Origin of the sequence: Nocardiopsis halotolerans DSM 44410 (assembly GCF_000341065.1) — a bacterium.
In the GTDB taxonomy this organism is placed as follows: domain Bacteria; phylum Actinomycetota; class Actinomycetes; order Streptosporangiales; family Streptosporangiaceae; genus Nocardiopsis; species Nocardiopsis halotolerans.
Genome location: NZ_ANAX01000090.1, coordinates 1 through 24,376, shown reverse-complemented (window position 1 = coordinate 24,376; position 24,376 = coordinate 1). Strand labels below are relative to the sequence as shown.

The following is a 24,376-nucleotide window of genomic DNA, read 5'->3' as shown; positions in this document are numbered from 1 at the left end:
ACAGGATCGATGACGCATCCTATCCCTGACCCGCGTCCCTCCAGTGACCCGCTGTACCGAGTTCCGCCTCCGTTGCCCCGGCGCCGCCCGCTCGTCGGTCCATTCTGCCCGACCTGCGAGCACCCCTCCTGCCGCAGGCGCCGCGCTCAGCTGTTGCCCCGGCTCGGCGGTCACCTGGCTGAGTACCAGCGCGAACACGCTCTTGCTGCTGCTTTCCAGCGCCGCAATCCGCGCCTGGTGATCTGGTACGGGGAGAACACTGGTTCGTACTGGGTGGCTTCCTCCACTGGCCTGGCCGAGGTGCCCGACATCGGAACCCTTGCCCGCCTCCTGGATCCGGCACCCGTCCCGGTCGGCTGATCCACTACCGGTAGGGGCGCGGTGTGTGCCTCTACCGGTACTCTGCGGCCATGGTCTTCTGGAGGCTGAGCGTGCTGTCCGGTTTGTCTGTTTCTCAGGAAGTTGGAGAAAAGGCTGCTTGCCGCTGGTAAGTTCGCAGGTCGTTGACTGTGCTCCCCGCGCACGCGGGGATGGTCCCGCTCTTCACTCGTTTGGGTGGCCAACCATCCCGTGCTCCCCGCGCACGCGGGGATGGTCCCCCCGGCACCCGCGCCCTGGCCGACCGGCTGACGTGCTCCCCGCGCACGCGGGGATGGTCCCTCTGTTGCCCTGTGTTCCTAGGCGCTCCTCTCGTGCTCCCCGCGCACGCGGGGATGGTCCCCCGAACGGGAACGCGGTGAACATGTCGACCTGGTGCTCCCCGCGCACGCGGGGATGGTCCCGCGCCCCGTAGGTCCTCCCACGGGGCGCGTTCGTGCTCCCCGCGCACGCGGGGATGGTCCCTCGGCGCGCCTTGGTGATGGCCACGGCCCCTCGTGCTCCCCGCGCACGCGGGGATGGTCCCCAGGGCTGAATACCGCTGAGGTTGTCCAGTGCGTGCTCCCCGCGCACGCGGGGATGGTCCCGGCCTTCACAGTCGGGCTCTCGGGCAGCTCTCGTGCTCCCCGCGCACGCGGGGATGGTCCCTGACCGGCTTTTTCATCTCGGTTTCAGGGGCCGTGCTCCCCGCGCACGCGGGGATGGTCCCCTGGCCCGGTAGTCGTCGCTCATCATGTCCTTGTGCTCCCCGCGCACGCGGGGATGGTCCCGACACCAACAAGCTCTGGCACGAAACCTCCCGGGTGCTCCCCGCGCACGCGGGGATGGTCCCCGCGCCGGGGAGCGACTTGGGGGGAGAGGACTGTGCTCCCCGCGCACGCGGGGATGGTCCCTGCCGCCCCCACGAACGGCGCCTGTTCCGCCTGTGCTCCCCGCGCACGCGGGGATGGTCCGGCCGCAGCCAAACCCGTTGCAGTAAGGGCGATCCGTTCTGAAAAGCCCGCCCCTGGCGCGAACCCGGTGCGGGCGGCAGGTATCCCACCCCTTTGGCATCACACGCCATACGGAGTGCACCCGCCTCCCGAAGCACCACGGAAACGAACAGGAGACCCTCATGGAGCTCTCTCCCAACCACTCCCCCCTGTCACGGCGCGGCTTCGCCCACCTCGCCGTACTCGGGCTGGCCGCCGGGGCCGGTGTGCTCGGCTCCACTCCTGCCGCCGCCGCCAGCGACGGGCAGGTCTACTACGACCGCGCCAACCGTCTGGCTGGCCAGGACCCGGTCCTGCGGGCGATCGCCTCAGCTCTGCACCCCGACGTCGAGTTCCCCGGGGAACTTCCCGCCCCGCCCCCCACCAGGCTCTTCGACGACCTGGCCGTCCTCAGCGTGGGCTTCGTCCACGCCATGGCCCTGTTCACCTACGAGGGGATCGTCCTCTTCGACGCCCTGCGCTCACCCCAGGACGGCCGGGACTACATCGAGCCCGGGCTGCGCGAACTGGGCGCCGACCCCGGCGACATCCGCTACATCGTGGTCACCCACGGCCACTACGACCACTTCGGCGCGGCCCAGTACCTGGCCGACCGCCACGGCGCGCGCGTGATGATGTCCCCGGCCGACTGGGACCTCATCGAACGCACCAACCCTGACAACGCCCCTGACCGCGACCTGGAGATCGCCGACGGCCAGTGCCTCACCCTGGGCAACACGAGCATCGCCCTGCACCACACCCCGGGCCACACCTCCGGCACCGTGTCGCCCATCTTCCCCGTGCACGCGGGCTCCCGACGCCACAAGGCCATGCTCTGGGGCGGCAGCAACCCGCCCGAGACCCCCGGTGAGCTGCGCGACTACATCGAGTCCATCGCCGCCTTCCGCTGGCACATGCGCAGGGCCGATGTGGACGTGGAACTGTCCAACCACCCCAACGACTATGGCCTCCAGCGCATCCAGCAGCTCCGGGACGACCCGGACGGCCCCAACCCCTTCCTTCTCGGGCGCGCCCGCGCCGACCGCTACATGGAGGTGATGGACCTGATGCTGCGCGGCCGCCTCGCCGACGCCCAGTCCGTCCAGGGCTGATTCCGCACCGAACGCGCCGCGCGCGTGGACGGTTCCAGTGCCGTACTCCCGCGGTTCGTCAGGGCCCCGGGCGACCGGGCGGTGGAAGATGGACACGGCGGCAGCGGCCACGCGGCGATGACCGGACGGTTCCGCGAATCCCCGGAAGCGCGGCCACGAACGGTCGCTGGCCCTGCCGCGTCACCATGAACAGCCAGCATCCGGCCGAGAGGTGGACCCGAACATGACCGACACGTCGTTCAACCCACGCGCGCTGCTCGCGGAGAGCAGGCTCGGTGTCCTCGCGACGATCAAGTCGGACGGCCGCCCCCAACTCTCCCCCGTCATGCCCTTCTACGACCGGGAGGCCGAGGTCCTCCACGTCTCGATGACGGAGGGCCGGGCCAAGACGGCGAACCTGCGCCGGGACCCGCGAGCCGCCCTGGAGGTCACCAGCCCCGACGGCTGGGCCTGGGCCACCGCCGAGGGCACCGCGGTGCTCACCGGCCCGGGGACCGACCCCCACGGCCCCGAGGTCGAGGCCCTGGTGCGCTACTACCGTCTCGCCTCCGGGGAGCACCCGGACTGGGACGAGTACCGGTCGGTGATGGTGTCCGACCGCAGGGTGCTCATGACGATGACGGTCGACCACGTGTACGGCGCCAGGATCCGCTGACCGGGAGCCCCACACACGCGTACGCCCCCGGCCGTCCCACCGGGGGCGTACGCGTCGGCGGGTCAGGCGGCCTGCGCCTGGGCACCCAGGTGGGTGGCGGCGAGCGCCCCCAGACGGTCCGCCAGCACCTTCGGGTACTCCAGCGGCCCCATGTGACCGGCCCCGGGGATCTCCCGCACCTCCCGGCAGTCCTTCAGCAGTGAGGCGATGTGGTGCGCGTGCCAGGGCGGGGTCAGTTTGTCGTCGGTGCCCACCAGCACCACGGTGGGCACCGAGATCCGCCGCGCGGTCTCCTCCGCCTCCAGCGCGCTGATCACACCGCCCCACGCACCCCGGGTCACGCCGTTGCACGCGTGCACCATCCGCATGCACAGCCGCACCATGCGAGGGTCCGACTCCTTGCCCATCACCATCCACCTCAACACCGCGGTGGTGGCGGCGTTGCGCGGACCCAGGGGCAGCGGGGCCTTCAGGAAGATCTTCGCGCCGAGCGTGCCCAGGGGCCCGGGCAGCGGCACGGCGGTCGACCGCCCGGGCAGCTGCGTGCACCCGGTGTTGGTCAGCAGCACCGCGGCGGTCCTCTCCTGGAACACCGGGTGCGCACCGGCCGCCATAACAGTCATCCCGCCCATGCTGTGCCCGGCCACCACGGCCTTCCGACCCTCGGGCACGGTCGCCTCCAGGACCGCGCACAGGTCCTCGGCCAGCTTCTCGGCGCCGTAGCCCGCGCGGGTCATCGGAGCCGGGGTCCGCCCGTGGCCGCGCTGGTCGTAGAGCACCACCCGCAGGGACGGGTCGAGCTCGCGCACCACCGGCCCCCACGAGGCCAGCGACGTCGCCCAGCAGTGGGCGAGGACCACGGTCGGCCCGTCCTCCGGGCCGCGCACCTCGACGTGCAGCTGCGTACCGTCGGCGGAGCGCACCTGGAGCTCTCGGGCCTGACTCACGTGTCGGGTTGCCATCGGGGATACCTCTCACTCAGGGGGAAGGGGGCGCCGGGGGAGCGGGGGCTTTCGCGGGCGGACTCAGTCGTCGTCGATCTCGACGCGGGGGACGGCGAAGGGGGGAGAACCCGCGCCGTTGACCGGATGGCCGCCCCACAGGTTGGGCTCGTCCAGCGTTCCGGTGCCCTCGAACCCGTCGGGGGTGCGCACCACGACGGTACGCACGCCCTTCTGGAAGGCCTCGGTCACCTCCGGGCTGGGGGACAGCCGCCCCCGCCACCGGTAGTCGCCGGTCAGCGGGGAGAAGTGGCCCGCCAGGTGGGCGTCGATCCGCACGGCGGCGCCCCCGTCCTTCTCCCGGTCGCCGTCGGAGCCGTCGCCACCGGGCAGCACGACCGTCACCGTGCCCCGGTACTCCTCTTCCTCGTCACCGAACCCGCTCATCGCTTCCTCACCTTCCTCCTCACCGGGCCGCGGACACGCGCTCGGCGGAACGGCGGGAACCGCGCTTGCGAGCACGGTCGACCCGCAGGTCGTAGTTGTGGGGGTCGAACCAGCGCGTACGCAGCGCGAAGTTCCACGTGAAGGTCGGCCACAGGGTGGTGTTGCGGCCCTGCTCGTTGAGGTACCAGCTGTCGCAGCCGCCGGTCACCCACACCGTGCCCTCCATGGCCCTGGCGACCATCTCGTTGTAGGCGTGCTGCGCCTGCGGGAGCACGTCCATGCGGTCCAGGCCGTTCCTGCACAGGTACTTGAGCGCCTGCATCGTGTACCGGATCTGGGCCTCGATCATGAACACCTGCGAGGTGTGCCCCAGGCCGGTGTTCGGACCCGCCAGCACGAAGGCGTTGGGGAACCCGGACACGGTCGTGCCCCGGAAGGCCTGCACGTTCGTCCCCCAGTGCTCGGAGAGCGAGCGCCCCTCGGAGTTGAAGATCCGCTGGGCCACCGGCGGGTCGGTCACGTGGAACCCGGTGCCGAAGATGATCGTGTCGACCTCGTGCTCGGTCTCGCGGCCCGACGCGTCGCGGGTGACCACGGCGTTCGGGCGGACCTCCACGATGCCGTCGGTGATCACGTCCACGTTGGGCTGGGCCAGCGCCGGATAGTAGTCGTTGGACATCAGGATGCGCTTGCAGCCCGCACGGAAGCTCGGGGTGAGCTTGGCCCGAAGTTCGGGGTCCTTCACGCTGCGGTGGATGTTGGCCCGGCCCAGCCTCTCCACGACCGAGAGCAGCCTGGGGTTCTTGGCGAAGCCGAGGATGTACGACTCCCGGCCCCAGTAGATGCTCTTGCGGGCGATCTGCTGGGCGAGCGGGATGTTGCGGTACAGCCAGCTCTCCGCCCTGGTGATGTCGCGGTCGTGCCGGAACATCACCCACGGGGCGGTGCGCTGGAACAGCGCGAGCTTCCCCACCCGGGGCTGGATCTTCGGCACGAACTGGATCGCGGACGCCCCCGTGCCGATCACCGCGACCCTGCGACCGGTGAGGTCGTGGTCGTGGTCCCAGGTCGCCGAGTGGAACATCGTCCCCTCGAACGTGTCCAGGCCCTTGATGTCGGGGTAGGAGGGGTCGGCGAGCGGACCCGCCGCGCTGACCAGGAACTGGGCGGTGACGGTTCCCCTGCTGGTCTCGATCCGCCACCGGTTGCCGTCCGGCTCCCAGTGCGCGGCCCGCACGTCGTGGCCCCGGCGGAGGTGCCGGTCCACGCCGTGCTCGCCGGCGACCCGCTTCATGTAGTCGAAGATCTCCGGCTGCGGGGAGAAGGTGCGGCTCCAGTGCGGGTTGAGCGCGAAGGAGAACGAGTACAGGTGCGAGGGCACGTCGCAGGCCGCACCCGGGTAGGAGTTGTCACGCCAGGTGCCGCCGACCTCGTCGGCGCGCTCCAGAACCACGAAGTCCTTCAGACCGGCCTGCTTGAGGCGGACGGCCATCCCGATCCCGGCGAAGCCGGATCCGATGACGGCCACCCGGAAGTGGGGTGGTGCTTCGGTCACGTCTTGGTCCCTTCGTGCGAACCGGTCCGGGGCTGGCCGCCGCGCGGACCGGCGGGTGTGTCCCCCGGGAGCGTGGCGCGTTTCGCCCCCGGGGGAGTTGCCACCCCGTAGGGCGCGGCGCGTTCGCCCTACGGGGAGAGGGCTCCCGGGAACGTGGCGCGTTCCGTCCCCGGGAGTTCTGACCACCGTCGGAGGACGTGGCGCGTTTCGTCCTCCGACGGTGGGGTCTGGGGCCACCGGCCGCCGCACTCGGCGGGTCGCGGTGTTCGGTGGCGGGGCCGGGCGGGCGTGCGCCCGGCCCGCGGTCGCCGTCGCGGCCCGAACGCGGACCGGTCGCGGGGTCAGTCGAGCGGTCGCGGGATCAGCCGAGCAGTCCGGCCTTCTTCCAGAAGTAGCGGCCGAGACCGGTGATGGCACCGGCGGTGTCCAGGGTGCCCACCACCTTGCGGGCGGCCCAGGTCTTGGTGCCGATCCAGTGGGGGTTGTTCTGGGCGACCCGGTAGGCCTCGCGGGGATCGAGCCCGACCTGGGCGTACACCTTGGGGTTGATCAGCCGGGTGGCCGAGTAGTAGGTGACCAGGCCCAGGATGATCCGGCTGTAGGCCCTGTTGAGGGGACCGCGTTTGGCCCAGTCGCGCTGGAACTCCTCGCGGGCGTAGCGCATGTGCCGCGCCTCCTCCACCACGTGGATGCGCGAGACCGAGCGCACCAGCGGCAGGATCTGCTCGTCGGGCACCGCCTCGCGCTGGAGCTGGTCGAGGACCTCCTCGACGAACAGCGCCCCGGCGAAGATCAGCGGGCCGTGCGCGATGGTCTTGAAGAGGTTGCCGAGGTGGAAGGCGGCCGGGTCGAGCTTGTGCGTCGTCCAGCCGAGCTTGCCCACCATCTTCGCGAACATCACCGTGTGGCGGCACTCGTCGGCGATCTCGGTGTACGCGTACTGGACGTGGTTGGTGCTCGGGTCGTTGTGGTAGGCGTGGCGCACCAGCATCTGCATGAGGATGGTCTCGAACCAGATGCCGATGGTGGCGATGCTGGCGATCTCCAGCCGGGAGAGCTCCTTGCGCTGCTCCTCGGTGAGCCGCTCCCACAGGTAGGTGCCGTACAGCGAGACGCGCTCGGGGCGGATCGCCCACATGTCCTTGTCGACGGGGGCGTCCCAGTCGATCTCGACGAGCGGGTCGAAGGAGGCCTTGGCCGAGCCGCGCAGCAGGCGCTTGGCGATGTCCTCGCGGTCGGTGATCTTGGGCTTGGCGGTGATCTCTGCGGTCATCTGTCTTCCTCCTCAGGACGCGTTCGGCCCGGCCTGGGGGCTGCCGTGGCGCGTGTGGAGTCCCTGGGCGATCTCCGCGTCGCCGAAGGCGCCGTCCGACAGGAGCAGGCCGACCTGGAGCGACACGATCTGTTCTGTGGTGCCGGGGAAGTGCCGGAACAGGTGGAGTCCGGCGGTGCCGAGCGCGGTGGAGGCCACGTCGCGGCGGGCGTACCGGGCACNGCGGCCCCCCGCCATGACGGTGTCGCGCTCGCGCTCGGCGGGGACGAGGCCGTCGAGCGCGACACCGGTGGCCCGGGAGCTGTTGTGGATGGGTGTGTCGACGTAGCCGGGGTAGACGGTGGTGACGCCGACGTGGGTGCCGTACTCGGCGCGCAGGCAGTCGGCGTAGGCGGTCAGCGCCCGCTTGGACACCGTGTAGGCCCCGGCGAAGGGCAGTTGCAGGTTCGACAGCAGGGACGCGGTGATGATGACGCGCCCCCTGGTCTGGAGCAGCGCGGGCAGGGCCGCCGCGGTGACCCGCCAGGCGCCCAGCAGGTTGACCTCCAGCGCCTGGTGGACGTGGACGTCCGGGGTCTGGCCGATGTCCACGGCCGGTCCGACGCCCGCGAAGTGGATCAGCAGGTCCAGACGGCCGTCGAGCTGGTCCAGGGCCTCGGCGACGCCTGCGCGCACCTGCTCGTCGTCGGTGATGTCGCAGCCGACGACGCCGGGGGCGGGCTTGCGGTCGATGCCGACGACGTTCACGCCGAGGTGGCGGAGGACGGCCATCGTGGCGCTGCCGAACGCTCCGGACGCTCCGGTGACGATGGCGTTCTGGCCGGGCAGCCGCCGCAGGTGGCGCGGCAGGGGGGTCGTCATGTGATCTCCTCCACAGTTCTTGCCGGAACGTTACAACGAGCATTGTCACAATGCAATGGGGTGCGGCTGGAAATTTACTGACGAGTAGGGCTCCTGGGGGTCTCTAGGCTGGACCCATGGCCGAATACCGCATTGACGAACTCGCCCGGCTCGCCGACACGACGGTGCGCAACGTCCGGGTGTACCAGGACCGGGGCCTGCTCGCCCCTCCCCGCCGCGAGGGTCGCGTGGGTATCTACTCCGAGGCGCACCTGGCACGTCTGCGGCTGATCGGCCAGCTACTGCGGCGCGGATACACCTTCGCCAACATCGGCGAGATGTTCCGGGTCTGGGAGCGGGGCGGGGACCTCTCCGACATCCTCGGTTTCGAGTCGGCCATAGGGGATGCATGGAGCGACGAGATCGCCGACTACCTGACCCTCAGCGACCTGAAGGGGCTCTTCGGGCGCGGGGTGACGCCGCGTACCGTGAAGCGCTCCCTGGACCTGGGCGTGCTCGAACGCGACGGGCTGCGCTTCCGGGTCCCCAGCCCCCGGCTGCTGCACGCCGGCGTGGAGCTGGTGAAGCTGGGCATGAGCGTGGACTCGGTACTCGACATAGCCGAGAACCTGCGTGACAAGGTCGGTGACGTCGCCGAGCACATGGTCCGCCTAGTCGCCGACCACATCATCGCCGAGCACGCCCCCGGCACGGTGGTCAGGAGCGAGGAGACCGCCGAGATGGCCGAGCTGATACGCCGCGTGCGCCCGCTCGCGCAGCAGGCCGTGGACGCGGTCCTGGCGCAGGAGATGGCGGAGAAGCTCACCAACGTGATGGGGGAGCACTTCGCCCTGGCCATGGAGTACCTGGAGAAGGAGGGCGTGGCCAGAGGGCGGCACGGCTCGGCGGAGGCCGAGGGGCTGACGGGCCCGGCCTGAGCGGATGGCCCGTGTCTGCGGCCGCGGGACCCCCACGCGGTGTGCCCTCACGCGAGTGTGTCCACAGGCGGGCGTGTCCACAGGCGGAGGAAGGGCCTTGTGGGTGGGTGAGGGGCCGGGGACACTGGGATTCGGGGGCGACACACCCGCCCGGTGGCGACGCGCGGCGCCCCCGAAATCCAGCCTAGAACGGCTTTCCCCGCCCCACCAGCCGGTTCCTCGTCCCTGTGGACAACCGTTCTTCCCGGGGTTGACCGCACTCCCGGGTTGACCGCCTTCCCGGGGCCATCCCGCCCCCTGCGGCCATTCGCCCTCCCGGGGTTGACCGCGTTCCCGCCGACACCCCGCACCCTTACGGGCACCCGGACTCCTGCGGACACCCGGACTCCTGCGGGCGCCCGCCCTTCGGCGGTCGGGACCGCCCCCTGCGGGCGCCCGTGCCCTTGCGGGCGACTGCCCCGTCAGCCGCCTCGCACCGCTGCGGTCACCCGTGCCCTGACGGAGCCCGCGTTCCTGAGGGCGCAGGCGCCTTGCGGCCACCGGCGCCCCACGGGCAACGGGCCCATGGCGGCACTCACGCCCGGCCGTCGTCCCCGACAGCCTCCGCCACCTCGTCGACACCCGTCGCCTCCCCGGCACCGGTCCCGGCGGCCCCGGCACCGGCCCCGGCGGCCCCGGCTCCGTTCCCGGCCCCGGCCGCCTCTCCGGCCTCCGACGCGGTGTCGACCACCGTCAGCGGCAGCGAGGCGGTGAAGCGCAGCTCGGCGAAGGCACCGGCCGGAACCGCCGGGGACTCCGGGAACACCGGCCTGACACGCCGGTACCCGGCGCCCTGCTCCGGCCGGGTGTCCTCCTCACCCTTGTTCGGCCACATCGACATCGCCCGTTCGGCCTGCGCGGTGATGGTCAGTGACGGGTTCACGCCCAGGTTCGCCGTGACCGCGGACCCGTCCACCACGTGGATGCCCGGGTGGCCGTACAGCCGGTGGTAGGGGTCGATGACCCCGCTCTCGGCGCTGTCGCCGATCGGGCAGCCGCCCAGGAAGTGCGCGGTCATCGGGATGTTGAACACGTCGCCCCACGTGCCCCCCGGGAAGCCGTCGATCCGCTCGGCCAGTCTGCTGGCCGCCTCCTGTCCCGCGGGGATCCACGTCGGGTTCGGTTCGCCGTGGCCCTGTCGGGAGGTCAGCTTCTTCCCGCCGCCGAACAGCCCCCGCCGCACCGACGTCGTCAGCGAGTTGTCCAGGGACTGCATCACCAGACCGATGATGGTCCGTTCCGACCAGCGCCGGTTGGAGAAACTGCGCGCGAACACGTACGGGTGGCGCGCCGCCAGCCCCAGGAACCGCAGCCAGCGCGGGATCCTTCCGCCGCCGGGCACCTGTATGGCGGTGAGCAGCCCCATCGCGTTGGAGCCCTTGCCGTAGCGGACCGGTTCGATGTGGGTGTTCTCGTCCGGGTGGATCGAGGACGTGATGGCCACGCCCCGCGTCAGGTCCTCCGGTGGCGGAACCCGGCGGCTCATCGCGCCCACGAGCGCCTCGGAGTTGGTCCGGGTGAGCGTGCCGAGCCTCGGAGACAGGCGGGGCAGCATCCCGGAGTCGCGCATGCGGTGCAGCAGCGTCTGGGTGTTGTAGGTCCCGGCGGCCACCACGACCTGGCGGGCGGTGAACGTGCGGGCGTTCGACCGCCGTCGGGGCGCGTCGGTCCGGAGGGTGTCGGCGGCGAAGCCCCCTCCCGGCAGTTCGCGCAGACGTTCGACGGTGGTCAGGGGATGCACCTCGGCGCCGTCGCGCTCGGCGAAGTACAGGTAGTTCTCGGTCAGCGTGTTCTTGGCGCCGTGTCGGCAGCCGGTCATGCACTCCCCGCACTCCGTGCAGGCACGGCGGTCGGGGCCCGCGCCGCCGAAGTAGGGGTCGCCCACCGACGCGCCGGGCTCGGCCCGGCTGCCGTCGCCGTCCTCACCGTCTCCGAAGCACACGCCCACGGGGGTGAGGCGGAAGGTGTCCCCGACCCCCATGTCCTCGGCGACCGCCTTCAGGTGCACGTCGGAGGGTGTGACCGTGGGGTTGGTGCGCACGCCGAGCATGCGGCGGGCCTGGTCGTAGAACGGTGCCAGCTCCGCCTTCCAGTCGGTGATGTGCCGCCACTGCGGGTCCTCGAAGAACGGGTCCATCGGGTGGTAGAGCGTGTTGGCGTAGTTGAGCGAACCGCCGCCGACACCGGCACCCGCCAGGATCATCACGTCGCGCAGCAGGTGGATGCGCTGGATGCCGTACATGCCGAGCCGGGGCGCCCACAGGAAGTTGCCGACGTCCCAGGAGGAGGACGGCAGCGTCTCGGGGCTGAAACGGCGTCCCGCCTCCAGGACACCGACGCGGTAACCCTTCTCCGTGAGGCGGAGGGCGCTCACCGAACCGCCGAACCCCGAGCCCACGACGAGGACGTCGTAGTCGAAGCGGTCGTCGTTCTCCTCGGTCGCGCGGGCGGGGCTGGAAGCGGGGGCGGAAGCGGTGGTGGTGGCGGTGGAATCTGTTCTGCGCTCTGGGGGCACGGCTGGTCTCTCTCCAGGTCAGTCGCGGTTTCTCGTGGTGCGCCGGACACGAGTCCGCAACATTGAATGCGCCATCTAGAAATGTGACATTAAGTATTGTAATGTTCGTCACTACCGCCGAGTAGGGTGTGTTCCATGTAACACGCGTGGCGTGCCTCGGCGCAAGTTTCGCTCCCCCTCGCCGCCCTCGCGCGGCGGAACACTGGAGGTACTCATGCCCAAGGCTTCCGGCGAGGCGCCCGAGGCGTCCCAGGATGTGCCTGAGCAGCACGAAGGCGGTGGCGGAACCGTCTGGCGCAGGTTCGCCCTCGTCGCCGTCCCGGGGTTCGCGGCCGCCGCGGTCCTCGGCGGTATGACCACGCAGGGGCTGCTCGCCGCCTCCTTCGCCGTGTCCGGCGACAGCTTCAAGATGTCCGCCGGCCAGCTCGTCGGTACCGGTTTCACCCAGTACGGGGACGTCGCCAACTCCGTCGACGGTTCCTCACGCCCGGTCGGCCTCTCCTCGGTCGGCAGCGCGGAACTGACCGACCTGTGCATGTCCTCCCTCTGGGACCTGCCCATCGGCCAGGCCACCCTCGTCATCACCGCGGGCGAGTCCGAGCCCGTCGAGGGCACCAACCTCGTCCTCGACATCGAGCAGCTCCAGGGCAACGCCGAGTTCAGCGCCATCGAGATCGGACGCGACGCCAGCACGTTGGACCAGGTCGAGGGAGGCCAGGGCCCCGCGGGCGGTTTCGGCCTCCAGTCCGAGAGCATCACCGTCACCGACATGGAGTTGACGACCCTGGCGGTCACCTCCGGTTCCCTCCACCTGTCCGGTCTGAGCCTGGCCGTCAAGCCCGGCGAACACGAGTGCTTCTGATCCCATGGCCCACGCACTCACCCTGTTCCGCGCGGGCTGGGGACGCTTCCGGAGCTGGCGGCGCCGCCGCCCGTTCTGGGGCGGCCTCCTCCTCGTCCTGGCCGGAGTCGAGCTGCTGGTCGCGCCGGCCGCGCAGAGCCTCATCATCCCGATCGACCTGCTCGTCTACTCCGGTATCGCCGGTGTGTCCGGCGTCCTCATCGCGACGCTGCTGATCGCCCTGGGCGTGCTGAGCTGGTTCCAGACCGCGCAGCACTTCTTCTTCGGGGTGGTCGGGCTCATGCTCGCCCTGGTGTCCTACGTGACCTCCAACTTCGGCGGGTTCGTCATCGGGATGCTGCTCGGCATCGTCGGCGGGGCGCTCGTGTTCGCGTGGGCGCCCACCCGGCAGCGGCGACCCCGGCGCGCGGGGTGTACACGGCGCACGTTGCGGCGCCGCAAGGAGGCCACGGACCGGAGCGACGCCTCCGAGGACGGGGCCGCCGGGGGATCCGGGGACTCCGAGGAGGGGACCGGGAGGAGGACCCCGGCCGTGTCCTCCGCCGAAGCCCGTACCGGAACCGCTTCCCCCCGGGGCGCCGGAGCCGCGGAACGCGGAGCCTCCGACGAGGTCGTCTCCGATCCCCGCTCGGGAACCCGGCCGCTGGCCGCTCTGGCCCTGCCCCTGGCGGTGGCCGTGACCCTGGCGAGCGCCTCCGCGCCCTCCGACTGGTGGGACTGGTTCCTGCCCTCGGACGACGAGGAGGAGCAGACCACCGACCAGCCCTCGCCGTCGCCGTCCCCCTCCGCCGAACCCACGGACGGTCCGAGCGGAGCACCGAGCGACACCCCGAGCGACACCCCGAGCGGCGAACCCACCGAGCCCGGCACCGAACCGGACGGGGGCACCGGCGGTGAGGACGGCGGGCGGGCGGAGGACGGGACGCCGGAGGGCACGGACGAGGAAGCGGAGGAGGAGACCGGGGAGGATCCGCAGGAGGGCGTTCCGGAGCAGTGCCGGATGCGCACGGGCGAGTCCGCCCTGACCGAGTCCGAGGAGGAGTTCCTGGACGCCGTCCGCGACTGCCAGGCCGCCCGGGAGGCGGGAGAGCTCCCCGACGTCCAGGTGGACGAGCGGTACGACTGCTTCACCGGTTCGGTCCGCACGTCCGGCCTGACCGCCGACCGGCTCACGATGAGCGGCGCGAGCTACGACGGCGTCGTGGAGTGCCCCACCGTCGACGGTCCCCGCAGGTACATCCGGCTGACCATGAGCAGGGCCGACTTCGTCGGTGCCGAACTGTGGTTCGAGGACGCCGGTACCCGGATGAGCCTCGGCCTGCCCACCATGGCCATGGACGGTTCCGTCCGGATGCACATCACCCGCATGCACGTGCGGATCCTGGGTATCCCGATCACCTTCACCCCGGACTTCCCGCCACCGCTGCTGCTCCCGTACATGATCGTCACCGACGTGGACGTGGACGACCCCATGGCCAGCACCGACGTCATGAACATCCCCGACCTCAACGGCCGGTACGGCGACCTCTGACCCCGCCACGGCACGACGACGGGGGCGCCACCACGGGGGCGTCCCCGCCGTGCCGTCCCCTCTCCTCGGGCACGCCGCGGCCGGGCACCGCCCGCGGCGGGTGCCGGAGAGCGACGACGGGATCGGTGCCACGTGCGGAGCGCCCCGGTTCGAGGGGCGAGGGGGAAGGCGCCGCGGCCGGGCACCGCCCGTGGCGGGCGGACGGGAAGTCCCCGCCCACCCGCACACCACCTACCAGGTGTCGCTGATCAGGCGGCTGGCCCGGCCCACGTGCGACACGTACAGCGCGTCGCGCGCCCGGGTGCAGGCCACGAACAGCAGCGTCCGCTCCTGCTGGAAGGCGTGCTCCAGCGCCACCTGGTCACCGTCGGCGGCCTCGATCGCGGCCTTGGGCGGCAGCAGGTGGTCACTGACGCCGACCAGGGCCACGCAACGGAACTCCTGGCCCTTGAGCCGGTGCATCGTCCCCACGCGCACGGCCTCGGTGCCGCCGCCGTCCTCCAGTTGGGCGGTGGGGACGCCCCGGGCCTCCAGCTCCTTGGCGATGCCGCGCACCACCCACTGGTTGCGCCCGGCCACCGCGATCTCCGCGGGGTTGACCCCCGCCTCCAGCCACACCCGCACCCAGTCGCCCAGCGCGGCGAGCTCCTCGGCGCGGTCGTCGCAGCCGCGCACCACCGGGGCGGGGCCGCGCAGGAGCGAGCGGTATCCGGCCAGGGTGTCGGCGTTGTCGTCCATGCCCAGGGTCGAGCGGCGGTTCAGGATCGGCATGCTCCAGTCCAGGATCTCCTGGGTCACCCGGTAGCTCACCCGCAGCCGCTGACCGCGTCCGCGCACGTTGATGCCGAGCGAGGCCAGCGACACCCGGTTGTCGGACACCCGCTGGTTCGGGTCGCCGACGATGAACAGGTCGTCCGGTCCCTCGGGAACGGCGGCGCGCAGCATCCGCCACTGCGTCGGGTGCAGGTCCTGGGCCTCGTCGATCACCGCGTGCCGGAACAGCGGTTCCCCGCGGCCGAGGAACCCGGCGGCCTCGGCGGCCAGCTGGGGGTAGGACCACAGCCCCTCGACCCGCATGGCACCGACGTAGCGCCGCACGGTCTCCCACACCTGCCGCCGGTGTTCGGGGGCCAGGTGCTGCACCCGGCCGCTGCGCTCGCAGCGGATGTACTGGGGCAGCAGTTCCAGGCCCTTGGCGAGGATGACCTGCTCCCACTCGTCCACCAGGAAGCGGCCGGAGAAGGGCAGGCCGTCGGCCAACGCCACCGCGCGCCAGCGCCGGGCCAGTTCGTCCTTGCCGACCAGGCGCGGCGCCATGCTGGTGTGCGCCTGCACCACCGAGTGGGCCAGGCTGTCGATGGTGGCCACGCGCACCCGCGCGCGGACACCGGGGTCGGGCAGGAGCTGGTCCATGCGCTCGGCGAGCGACTGCGCCAGCGCGCGGTTGTAGGTGGTCAGGAGGACCGACTCGCGGGTGTCCTCGGGGTGGGCGGCGGCGTCGCGCTCGGCCAGGTAGGCGGCCCGGTGCAGCGCGATCACGGTCTTACCGGTCCCCGGGCCGCCGGTGACCTGCGTGGAACCGTTGTAGTGGGCCTCGGTGATCCGGTGCTGGTCGGGGTGCAGGGTGAGCTGCCACTGGTCGAAGGGCGCCCTGAGGGCACCGGCGAGCTCGGGCGGGCCGCTGGGCGTGGGGTCGACCCCGTCGGGGGCCGCCCCGGTCGGCGGGTCGGGGCGCAGGCCGCGTGCGAAGCGCAGGGCCTCGTCGTGCGGACGCACGGTGATCAGGCGGTAGCGCGTGCCGTCGGCGTGGCGGCCGCTGAGGCCCTCGCCGGGCTGGTCGTGCTCTCCCGCGTCGGGGTCGGGGACGACGACGCCGGACCAGTCGGGGGCGATGCTGACGACCCGGACGCGCGGGTCGGCCGCGTCCGCGACGGACTCCAGGTCGGGCCGGTCGCCCGCCTGGTAGGCGCGCATCACGGCCAGGGTGTGGAGCTGGACGTCGGGCGTGAGGCGGGTGAAGTCGCTGAGAAACGTCGGGGCGATCGCAAGGGCGGACACGTCGTGGATTCCTCCGGTCTTCGACCAGGTGGTGTCTGTGGTGCTCGGGGCGGTCGGAGCGGATGGTCTCGCGCGGGGGAGCCGGTCGGACGGCTGTCGCGCTCATAGAAGGGATACTCGCGGCCGAATTCCGGCAAACGCCGCTCCAGGTGCGATTCCCGCCAGCTTCCGGGGCGTCGTGATCCTCTCTGTTCTTGCAGGTCAGAAGGGTCTTTGCGGACCTGCGTTCGAGAGGTGCGCCCACGTTTTTCGGGAAGCTCCGAGAGGGCCTCCGTGACCTGCGGTTCTCCATGAGGCCCGGGAGTCCGTAATAGGGGTTATGGCCTAGACCGAAACCCGGTTCCCGGTGCATGCGCCTACGGAAGGAACACCTGTTCCGAGGGGGATTCACGGGGGAGATGGGGCCGGTCCGAGCACACGACGAGAGGAGGACCGAAAAAGGCGGAGGCGAGGGGGCGAAAGTCCTCGCGGAGCGGGACGCTCGTCGCGGCCCCCGGTACACCGGGTGGCCGGTTCCGGACACGCTCTGTGCAGACGCGTGCCGACGCGAGATCGTGTATCCACGCGGGAGGACGAACCACGTGTGGCTCAGGACTCTGCCGGGGTCCGTCCTACCCCGGCAGAGTCCTCAACCACCCTAGAGAAGCGGTACCCAGTCCCCGACCTCCCCAAAGCGCGCGGAACCGCGAACCTCGGGCGACACACGCGGGGGAGGGGGCCGGACACGGACCGATGGCCGTCCCGTGCCGGGGCGGCCCCGGACACCGCTCACGGCGCCGGATTCCGCCCTGTGCTCCTCCTCCCCCATGCTCTACCGTGGGGGTGACAAAAGAGTGGGAAGGACCGGGCGAGCACAGTGGCCTCCAAGGACATGAGCCGGATGCGCGTCTCCGACGCGGAGAGGGACCAGGTGGCCGAGGTCCTGCGTGAGGCGGCGGCGGAGGGGCGGATCACCCTCGACGAGCTCGATGAACGGCTCGACGCCGCCTACGCCGCCAAGACCTACGCCGACCTCGAACCGATCACCGCCGACCTGCCCACGGGTCCGGGCGCGGCCACCGGTCCGGTCCCGGCGGTCGAGGACAACCGTCCCGCGGACCGCCGTGACGGCGATGACGCCCTCGTCATCCACTCCGGGGGCAACGTCGTCTCCCGCAAGGGCCAGTGGCGGGTGCCGCACCGCGTCGAGGCCCTGAACAAGTACGGCGCCACCCGGCTGGACTTCCGCGAGGCCGTCCTCACCACCGAGGTCGTCGAGGTCCACGTCGACGCCAACTGGGGTTCGGCCGACCTGATCCTCCCGGAGGGGGCCACCGCCGAGGTCGACGCGGACGCCTCCTGGTTCGGCACCCTGCGGATCAACGTCGACTCCGTGCGCGTGCCCGGACGTCCGCACTTCGTCGTCACCGGTTTCTGTCAGGGCGGCTCCCTGACGGTCCGGTACAAGGGCTTCTTCTCCTGGAGCGGCCTCGCGGGCCGCGGTCTCGGGGGCTGAGCCCGGGCGTCCGCCTTCGTCCGGATACCTCCGCTCCCGTCGTGCGCCATGATGGGTGCGGCGCGCGGCCCCGCGCGCCGCACGGACGACGGAAGGGCGGCAGGGGTGGGTTTGTGGATCGCGGCGGTCGGAGTGGGCGGGTGCGCCCTGGCGCTGGCCCCCTACGCCTGGACCCGCCTGGCGAGCGTCGGCCGCCGCAAGGGCGTCGGCACCGTCCCGCACCGGCCCGTGGCCGTGGTCCTGGGCGCCGCGGCGTGGGAGGACGGGCCCTCGCCGCTGCTCGCCCGCCGCCTGGACCTGGCCGCGCGCCTGTACGAGAGCGGTCGGGTCGACCGGATCCTCGTCTCAGGCGACAACCGTGAGGTGTCCCGCCACGAGACCGACACCATGACCGCGTACCTGCGCGAACAGGGCGTGCCCGCCGAAAGGATCGACGCCGACCCCCACGGCTACCGCACCTGGGACACCTGTGTCCGGGTACGCGACCTGTTCGGCGTGCGCGAGGCCACCATGGTCACCCAGTCCTTCCACCTGCCCCGCACCGTCGCCCTCGCCCGCGCGGCCGGGATCGACGCCGTCGGGGTCGGTGACCCCAGCATGGGTGCCCGCCGCCGCGCCACCGTGATCGGCTACGCGCGCGAGGTCGGCGCGGCGGTCAAGGCCCTGCGCGACGCCGTCCTGCGTCCGGCCCCCGCACGGGCCGAGCGCTGACCCAGCGCGCCGGGCTCGGGGCCCGGCCGGTCACGGGCGGTGGGTCGTCCAGGGGCGCTGGGTCGTCCACAGGTGAGGAACGTGTCTGGTGCCCCGACATCGCGCGGACCTGACGTGGGAATCGGGGGGATCCCGTCCCCGCCCGCTTCGTGGTGACCGCACACGTCCGGATCCGTGACCGTCCACAGGCCGGTTCGCGCGTACCGGATCAGGCGGGATAATCGTCACCATGAACGCGACCACCGACCCACACGACCGCGCGGAGAACGTGGACTGGGCGGCACTCGCCCCCGAGGGAGGCGCGCGCGTCCCCGAGCTCCTCGGCCAGGTCGCCGGGAGCGACAGCGCGCTCTCCGAACTCCACGACATCATCCACTTCCCCGCCCCGGGACACCTCGCGGCGCCCAAGGCGGTCGACTTCCTGGTCGACATCGCCTGCGCCGAGTCCACCCCGGCCACCGACCGATGGCGACCCCTCAGCCTCCTCCTGGAACTGGTGGTCGGGCACGCCGAGGACCGCTTCCCCGAACCGCGTGACCTGGACCAGTGGCGCGACGAGGTGGCGTGGGCGGCCTCCAACGACGCCGAGAAGGTCCGGGAGCAGTACCGGGACTGGATGGAGGAGGCCCCGGACGAACAGCACTACCACCGCATGCGCAACCGGCTCGCCGTGATGGAGCGGCCAGACGGCGCCGCGATCCTCCAGGCCGAGCTGGACACCTACGAGGCCGTCCGCGCCCGTGTCCCCGACCTGGTCACGCTGCTCAGCGGCGGCGCCAACCGCGGCGGCATGGACCGCGCGGGGGAGTGGGTGAGCTACCTGCTGGCCTTCCTGCCCGACGACGCCGAGCGGATCACCGCCGAGATCACGGGCGCCTCCCAGGTCCTGCTCGCCAAGGACCTGCGTCCGGCCCCGCCGCCGCCCACGAGCCTGCGCGACGCCATGAACACGATGGACGACGGTGAGCCGCTGCCCGCCGAGCTGTTCGCCCTGGGACTGCTGGCCAGCCCCGACGACGTCGACACCTCCGTCGGGCTCCTCCACCAGATGGCTGGCGGGAACCTGTACAACTCCTTCGCCGCCTCGGTGGCGATGCTGCTCATCCACGGAGAGAACACCCCGCGCGAGGCGCCGCGCCGCATCGGCCGGGGCGGTGGCACCTCCATGGGGTACCAGGGCCTGTTCAACGAGTCCTGGCCGCACTGCGGCGGGCACTCCCCACAGGTCCTGGGCTTCCTGGCGCTGGGCCGCGCCGGCGCCCGGGCCCGCCGCCTGCGCCTGGACATCCTCCCCGGCCTGATCAGGGACGAGGAGGACTCGCGCGCCCTGGTGACGGGCGCGGGCCTGGAACTCGTGCTCGGCCCCCGCAACGAGGAGCGCACCGCGGAGGAGCACGCACGGGCCGACTACGACGAGGAGACCCTCAAGGTCCTGTGGACCATCGCCGAGCTGCCCGCCTCCGCGTGGGAGGACGAGGAGTTCACGCGGACCCTGCGCGCGTGGTCGCTCCCGGACGACGCCGAGGAGTTCTGCGCGCTCGTGGGAGTGGAGCCCGAACCCGAGCCGGAGGAGAGCCCGGCTCCGGCNCCCCCCCGCCGCTCCCCAGCCCGGCGGGCTGCTCGGACGCCTCTTCGGCGGCGGACGCCAGTAGTACGCGGGGCGGCCGTCACGGTGGCGGGAGGGTGTCCACAGCCCCCACCGTCGGCCGCCCGTCCGGGGTTCCCCGGATACGGGGACCCGAGAAGTCGCCAGCACCGTGCCGCCCCCGCACGCCCACCGGCGTGTTTCCCGCAGGCGCCGCACCCCGTGTGCCCGCCGCCCCGCGCCGCGTTCCTCCCGCCGCCCCGCGCCGAGTTTCCGTCGCTCCGCGCCACGCCTCCACCGGCGTGCGCCTCCGCCGGATCCGCGTCCTTCGCGTCCCCGCGCCGCGTTCCTCACGCCCCGCGCCGTGCGTCGGCCGGGACTCAACCGCCCGCGGCGTCCGACCCGCGGTCCAGGGCCAGGGCGTCGTCCACACCGGTCTCGTAGTCGCCCAGGAACGTGGGGTCGGGCCGCAACACCACCGAGCCCAGCGCCGCCACCGCCGCCGGGACCTCCCGGAACCACCCGTACACGGTGGCGAAGGTACGCTCCCGCAGGCTGGAGTCGGCCACACCCACCGCGTCGATCCCCGCCGACCGGCACAGCCGCACGGCCCGGGGCAGGTGGAAGTCCTGGGTGACGACCGTGGCCTCCTCCACCCCGAAGGTCTGGCGGGCGCGCACGCACGACTCCCACGTGGAGAACCCGGCGTAGTCGCCGACGATGTGCTCCTCCGGAACCCCGGCCGCCTCCAGGTAGGCGCGCATCGTGTCGGTCTCGTTGTAGTGCTCGACGCTGTTGTCCCCGGTCACCAGGACGACGTCGACCCTTTCGGCGAAGTAGAGATCGGCGGCGGTGTCCAGGCGTCGGGCCAACAACAGGCTCGGCCGGCCGTCGGGGCGCACGCCCGCGCCCAGCACCAACGCCACCGGGCGCTCGGGAACGGTTCCGGCGGTGTACCGGTGGTCGGAGGTGGAGACGAGCACCCACAGGAACGGCGCGCAACCCGCCACCGTCGCGAACACGGTCAGCAGGGCCAGGTGCCGCAGCCACCTCGGGCGCCCGCCGCGGTTACCGGAGGCACCCGTCCTCCGGGCACGCCCGCGGCCCCCGGGCCTGGCACGGGAGCGGCGTCTTCCGTCGCCCCGGTCCGTGCCGCCGGAACCGCTGGCACGGCCGGAACCGGAGGGCGCGGGATCGTGGGGAACGGGGGTGTGGTCGGGGTTCTCGGGGGCGGCGTGGTCTGAGGTCGTCACGTCCGGGAAGACGTCCGTTTCCGGCGCGGAGTTCCGGCCGCGCACGGGTTCCCCGGTTTCCGTGTGAAACCACGGTCCCGTACCGGAAACCGGCTGTTCCGCGTCCCGGGACCAGGGCTAGAGTCGCCGCATGCCTTTCCAGTCACAGCACGACGACCTGCCCGCGCGGCTCAGGCACCTGGCCGACCTCATGCCGGGGAACATGCGTGAGGGCGCCGGTATGCACGAGTACGACGGCAGGGTCGCCGACATGTCGCCCGACGGGGTCCGGGACGCCCTGGCCCGCCTGGGCGGTGACCCCCTCGACGATCCGCATGACGAGGCCCACCTGACCGCCTTCGAGAACGCGCTCCGCTACGAGCTCGGCGAGCTCCAGCTCCACCGCTCCAACCCCCTCTACCACCTCGCGGAGCTCGACCTGTCGGGCTACGACCGGGAGTACGCGCCCCGGGCCGACCGCGACGCCGCGCGCGTCGCCCACCTGGCCGAGTGGCCGCGCGTGGTAGACAACGCGATCGCGGCCCTGGACCGGATGCCCGCGCCCGTCGCCGAGGCCCTCCTCGGCGCCGTCCGGGGAGCGGCCGACGGTCTCCCCGGCGACCTGCCCGCCGACGTCCGGGAGGCGGCCCTCGCGGCCCATACGCGCCTTGTGGCCCACATCCGTCAGGCCGCCGAGCAGGGACCCCGGGACGCCGGACTCGGCGGCGCGGAACTCGGTCGCCTGATGGGCAGCGGCGAGGCCGTCGAGGTGGACATCGCCGACCTGGCCTCCCGCGCCGCAGCCGAGCGCGACCGCCTCCGGGCGCGTCTCGCCGAAGCCGCGGGGCGGCTCGCGCCCGGACGCGAGCCCATGGAGTTCGTCCGTGAGCTCACCCGCCAGCACCCCGGCACCGGCGGTGTCCTGGACGCCGCCCGCCGCTGGACGGAACTGGCGCTGGAGTTCACCGCCGAGCGCGGACTCGCGCCCCACAACGACGGAGAGTGCCGGGTGGACGTCTCCCCGCCCTCCCAGCGCTGGGCCACCGCGATGATGGCGTGGTCCGGGCCGTGGGAGGCCGACACGCCCTCCTTCTACTTCATCACCCCGCCCGACGCCTCCTGGACCAAGGAGGAGGCCGACGAGTGGCTGGAGATGTTCAGCCACACCACCCTGCCCGCCGTGAGCGTGCACGAGGTCGCTCCCGGCCACTTCTCCCACGGCCGCGCCCTGCGCCGGGCGCCCGGGCCGGTGCGCCGGGCACTGCACTCCATGACCTTCGCCGAGGGCTGGGCGCACTACGTGGAGGAGTTGTGCGTGGAGGAGGGCTTCGGCGCCTACGCGGCCGAACGCCTGGGCGATCCCAAGTGGACCGCCGACCACTACGAGACCGGTGTGTGGGTGGAGGCGCTCATCCGCGTCACCCGGCTCTCCGTGGCCATCGGCATGCACAGCGGCACCATGACCGTGGAGGAGGCGGCCGCACGGTTCGCCGAGGACACGCCGCTCCAGGGGCCCGCGGCCCTGGCCGAGGCGCGCCGGGCCACCTTCGACCCCACCTACGGCCGCTACACCTGGGGCAAGCTGGAGATCCTGCGGCTGAGGGAGCGGGCGCGCGAGCGCTGGGGCGACGGGTTCTCCCTCGACCGGTTCCACCGGGCCCTGCTCGACCTGGGATCCCCGCCGCTCGGCCTCATCGACACCGCCCTCGAACGCGGCTGACGCGGGCGGGGATCGTTCCACAGCCGCGGACCGGGGCTGGCGGGGCGGGCGGCGGTACGGGACACTCGAATACGGGGGTGTTGAGCTCCGCCCACGGCGGCGCGCGGCGCCCCCGAAACCGAGCCTACGCCGCCCGCCCCGCACCGTGCCAGATCGTCCTCGTACCTGTGGAGAACGAGGCGCGGGCCAGGGCGGAGGGAGTGCGGACCAGCTGATCCGGAGGTCCCGGCGCAGGGGCGGTCCGGGAACCCGTCGAGGGCTCCCGCCCCGCTCCGCACCGCTCGCTTCGCCACAGCCACGCCCCGCCCGCTCCGCCACCGCCCCGTCCGGCCCTGCCTACTCCGGCTCCTCCGGCTTCTCCGGCTCCTCCGGCGCCACGGGGCCGGGCACGCCCAGCTCGCCGAGCGCGGCGCGGACCCGGCCCCGTGCCGCGCCCAGGGCCCGCGCCGCCTCGGCCGCGTCCACGTCGGCCAGCAGCGAGACCAGCGCGACCCGGGTGTCGCCGTCCGCCGCGGTCAGCGCCGCCGCGCACGCGCTCTCGCCCAGCCCGGTGGCCTGCGTCAGGATGGTCACCACCCGGCCGCGCAGCTTGCCGTTGGTGGCGTCCACCCCCACCATGAGGTTCGAGTACGTCCGCCCCATCCGCACCATCACCGCGGTGGAGAACGCGTTCAACGCCAGCTTCTGCGCCGTGCCCGCCTTCATCCGGGTGGATCCGGCGATCACCTCCGCGCCCGTGGACACGCCCACGTGCACGTCCACGCTCCCCGCCAGCGGCGCCCGCGGGTTCGCGCTGATCAGCACCGTCGCGGCCGAGCGCTCCCGGGCCGCCTCCAGCGCCCCGCCCACGTACGGGGTGCGCCCGCTGGCCGCCAGTCCCACGGCCAGGGACCCCGGGGCGATCCCCTCCGCGTCCGCCCGGCCCGAGGCCCAGTCGTCCTCGATCCCCTCCACGGCCCGCGCCAGCGCCTCCCCGCCGCCCGCGTGGTGGGCGACCACCCACTCGGCGGGCACACCGTAGGTCGGCGGGAGCTCGGCGGCGTCCTGCGCGGCGATCCGCCCCGACGTCCCCGCGCCGAAGTAGTGGATGGCCGCCCCGCTCTCCAGGGCGGCCACCCCCAACTCGACGGCCCGCGCCAGCTCCGGCAGGACCGCGCCCACCGCGGCGGGAACCGTGGCGTCCTCGGCGTTGATCCGCCGCAGCACGTCCAGTGCCGGAAGCAGGTCGATGTCGTGGGTACCCGAGTTACGGGCCTCGGTGGGCGCGCGCACGATCACGGCCGCACCGTCGTCCCGCCCGTCACCGTGCACAGCGCTCTCCTGTTCGGTCCGCACCCGTGTCCGTTCCTTTCGGTCAGTCCGACCGGCCGCACCCGACCCCACCGCCGGACGGAAACCGGACGGAGGAGCCGAGACGCACCAGGTCAGCCGTCGTTTCCGTCCGTCCTCTCGCCGCGGGGCGTGTCGCCCCTGCGGCGTCTGCGGTCGTCGTTGATCCGCAGCCCCCGCACCGCCTCG

Annotated in this window: 18 protein-coding genes, 1 pseudogene and 1 CRISPR repeat array; of the genes and pseudogenes, 10 read left to right on the top strand and 9 right to left on the bottom strand. The window is 72.5% G+C overall.

From position 1 onward, the window contains the following. Positions 1-9: 9 nt before the first annotated feature. From D455_RS32570 to D455_RS0107095, 3 genes are all read left to right on the top strand, one after another. Positions 10-360 (top strand): hypothetical protein, encoded by a 351-nt coding sequence (locus tag D455_RS32570; protein WP_083922158.1) that lies wholly within the window; start codon positions 10-12, stop codon positions 358-360. 149 nt (positions 361-509) lie between these two features. Continuing rightward, positions 510-1,332: direct repeats of the CRISPR family, unit length 29 nt; unit sequence GTGCTCCCCGCGCACGCGGGGATGGTCCC. A gap of 160 nt (positions 1,333-1,492) precedes the next feature. Then, complete coding sequence (locus D455_RS0107100) at positions 1,493-2,461, top strand: MBL fold metallo-hydrolase (protein ID WP_017570053.1); 969 nt, start codon at positions 1,493-1,495, stop codon at positions 2,459-2,461. A 223-nt stretch (positions 2,462-2,684) separates the two neighbouring features. After that, positions 2,685-3,116 (top strand): PPOX class F420-dependent oxidoreductase, encoded by a 432-nt coding sequence (locus tag D455_RS0107095; protein ID WP_017570052.1) that lies wholly within the window; start codon positions 2,685-2,687, stop codon positions 3,114-3,116. A 62-nt stretch (positions 3,117-3,178) separates the two neighbouring features. On the opposite strand, the gene D455_RS0107090 is transcribed toward D455_RS0107095, so the two are convergent. The 5 genes from D455_RS0107090 to D455_RS0107070 all read right to left on the bottom strand — a co-directional run bounded on the left by D455_RS0107090 (position 3,179) and on the right by D455_RS0107070 (position 8,193). Next, entirely contained in the window at positions 3,179-4,078 is a 900-nt protein-coding gene (locus tag D455_RS0107090; RefSeq protein WP_026122397.1) for an alpha/beta fold hydrolase, read from the bottom strand. Between the two features lie 63 nt (positions 4,079-4,141). Further along, positions 4,142-4,504, bottom strand: coding sequence for a DUF4873 domain-containing protein (locus D455_RS0107085; protein ID WP_017570050.1), 363 nt, complete (start codon positions 4,502-4,504; stop codon positions 4,142-4,144). A gap of 19 nt (positions 4,505-4,523) precedes the next feature. Beyond that, a complete protein-coding gene (locus D455_RS0107080) occupies positions 4,524-6,059 on the bottom strand; it encodes a flavin-containing monooxygenase (protein WP_017570049.1) in 1,536 nt (511 codons plus the stop codon). A gap of 361 nt (positions 6,060-6,420) precedes the next feature. Continuing rightward, a complete protein-coding gene (locus tag D455_RS0107075; RefSeq protein WP_017570048.1) occupies positions 6,421-7,332 on the bottom strand; it encodes an AurF N-oxygenase family protein in 912 nt (303 codons plus the stop codon). Between the two features lie 12 nt (positions 7,333-7,344). Beyond that, positions 7,345-8,193, bottom strand: coding sequence for an SDR family NAD(P)-dependent oxidoreductase (locus D455_RS0107070; RefSeq protein ID WP_017570047.1), 849 nt, complete (start codon positions 8,191-8,193; stop codon positions 7,345-7,347). Between the two features lie 116 nt (positions 8,194-8,309). Here D455_RS0107070 and D455_RS0107065 point away from each other — a divergent pair, with 116 nt between their 5' ends. Beyond that, the gene (locus D455_RS0107065; RefSeq protein ID WP_017570046.1) at positions 8,310-9,110 is read left to right on the top strand and encodes a MerR family transcriptional regulator; all 801 of its coding nucleotides are present in this window, start codon (positions 8,310-8,312) and stop codon (positions 9,108-9,110) included. A gap of 574 nt (positions 9,111-9,684) precedes the next feature. Here the strand turns inward: D455_RS0107065 and D455_RS0107060 are convergent. Next, positions 9,685-11,664 (bottom strand): GMC oxidoreductase, encoded by a 1,980-nt coding sequence (locus D455_RS0107060; protein WP_017570045.1) that lies wholly within the window; start codon positions 11,662-11,664, stop codon positions 9,685-9,687. A gap of 214 nt (positions 11,665-11,878) precedes the next feature. Between D455_RS0107060 and D455_RS0107055 the strand changes: the two genes are divergently transcribed. Further along, positions 11,879-12,526 (top strand): DUF6230 family protein, encoded by a 648-nt coding sequence (locus tag D455_RS0107055; protein WP_017570044.1) that lies wholly within the window; start codon positions 11,879-11,881, stop codon positions 12,524-12,526. A 4-nt stretch (positions 12,527-12,530) separates the two neighbouring features. After that, complete coding sequence (locus D455_RS0107050) at positions 12,531-14,057, top strand: DUF6114 domain-containing protein (RefSeq protein ID WP_017570043.1); 1,527 nt, start codon at positions 12,531-12,533, stop codon at positions 14,055-14,057. Between the two features lie 231 nt (positions 14,058-14,288). On the opposite strand, the gene D455_RS0107045 is transcribed toward D455_RS0107050, so the two are convergent. Next, positions 14,289-16,115 (bottom strand): UvrD-helicase domain-containing protein, encoded by a 1,827-nt coding sequence (locus tag D455_RS0107045; RefSeq protein ID WP_017570042.1) that lies wholly within the window; start codon positions 16,113-16,115, stop codon positions 14,289-14,291. An 856-nt stretch (positions 16,116-16,971) separates the two neighbouring features. Here D455_RS0107045 and D455_RS0107040 point away from each other — a divergent pair. The 3 genes and pseudogenes from D455_RS0107040 (at position 16,972) to D455_RS35850 (ending at position 19,973) form a co-directional block, all read left to right on the top strand. Continuing rightward, positions 16,972-17,610 carry a DUF1707 SHOCT-like domain-containing protein gene (locus tag D455_RS0107040; protein WP_017570041.1) on the top strand — a complete coding sequence of 213 codons (639 nt, stop codon included), beginning with the start codon at positions 16,972-16,974 and terminating at the stop codon, positions 17,608-17,610. Positions 17,611-17,715: 105 nt separating this feature from the next. Continuing rightward, entirely contained in the window at positions 17,716-18,321 is a 606-nt protein-coding gene (locus D455_RS0107035) for a SanA/YdcF family protein (protein ID WP_017570040.1), read from the top strand. 229 nt (positions 18,322-18,550) lie between these two features. Beyond that, positions 18,551-19,973, top strand: a pseudogene (locus D455_RS35850) (hypothetical protein). 313 nt (positions 19,974-20,286) lie between these two features. Here D455_RS35850 and D455_RS29550 read toward each other — a convergent pair. Continuing rightward, the gene (locus D455_RS29550; protein ID WP_083922159.1) at positions 20,287-21,159 is read right to left on the bottom strand and encodes a SanA/YdcF family protein; all 873 of its coding nucleotides are present in this window, start codon (positions 21,157-21,159) and stop codon (positions 20,287-20,289) included. Between the two features lie 130 nt (positions 21,160-21,289). Here D455_RS29550 and D455_RS0107020 point away from each other — a divergent pair, with 130 nt between their 5' ends. Then, positions 21,290-22,858, top strand: coding sequence for a DUF885 family protein (locus D455_RS0107020; protein WP_017570038.1), 1,569 nt, complete (start codon positions 21,290-21,292; stop codon positions 22,856-22,858). A 336-nt stretch (positions 22,859-23,194) separates the two neighbouring features. Here D455_RS0107020 and D455_RS29545 read toward each other — a convergent pair whose 3' ends face one another. Further along, positions 23,195-24,193 carry an N-acetylmuramic acid 6-phosphate etherase gene (locus D455_RS29545; protein WP_040684623.1) on the bottom strand — a complete coding sequence of 333 codons (999 nt, stop codon included), beginning with the start codon at positions 24,191-24,193 and terminating at the stop codon, positions 23,195-23,197. Between the last annotated feature and the right edge of the window lie 183 nt (positions 24,194-24,376).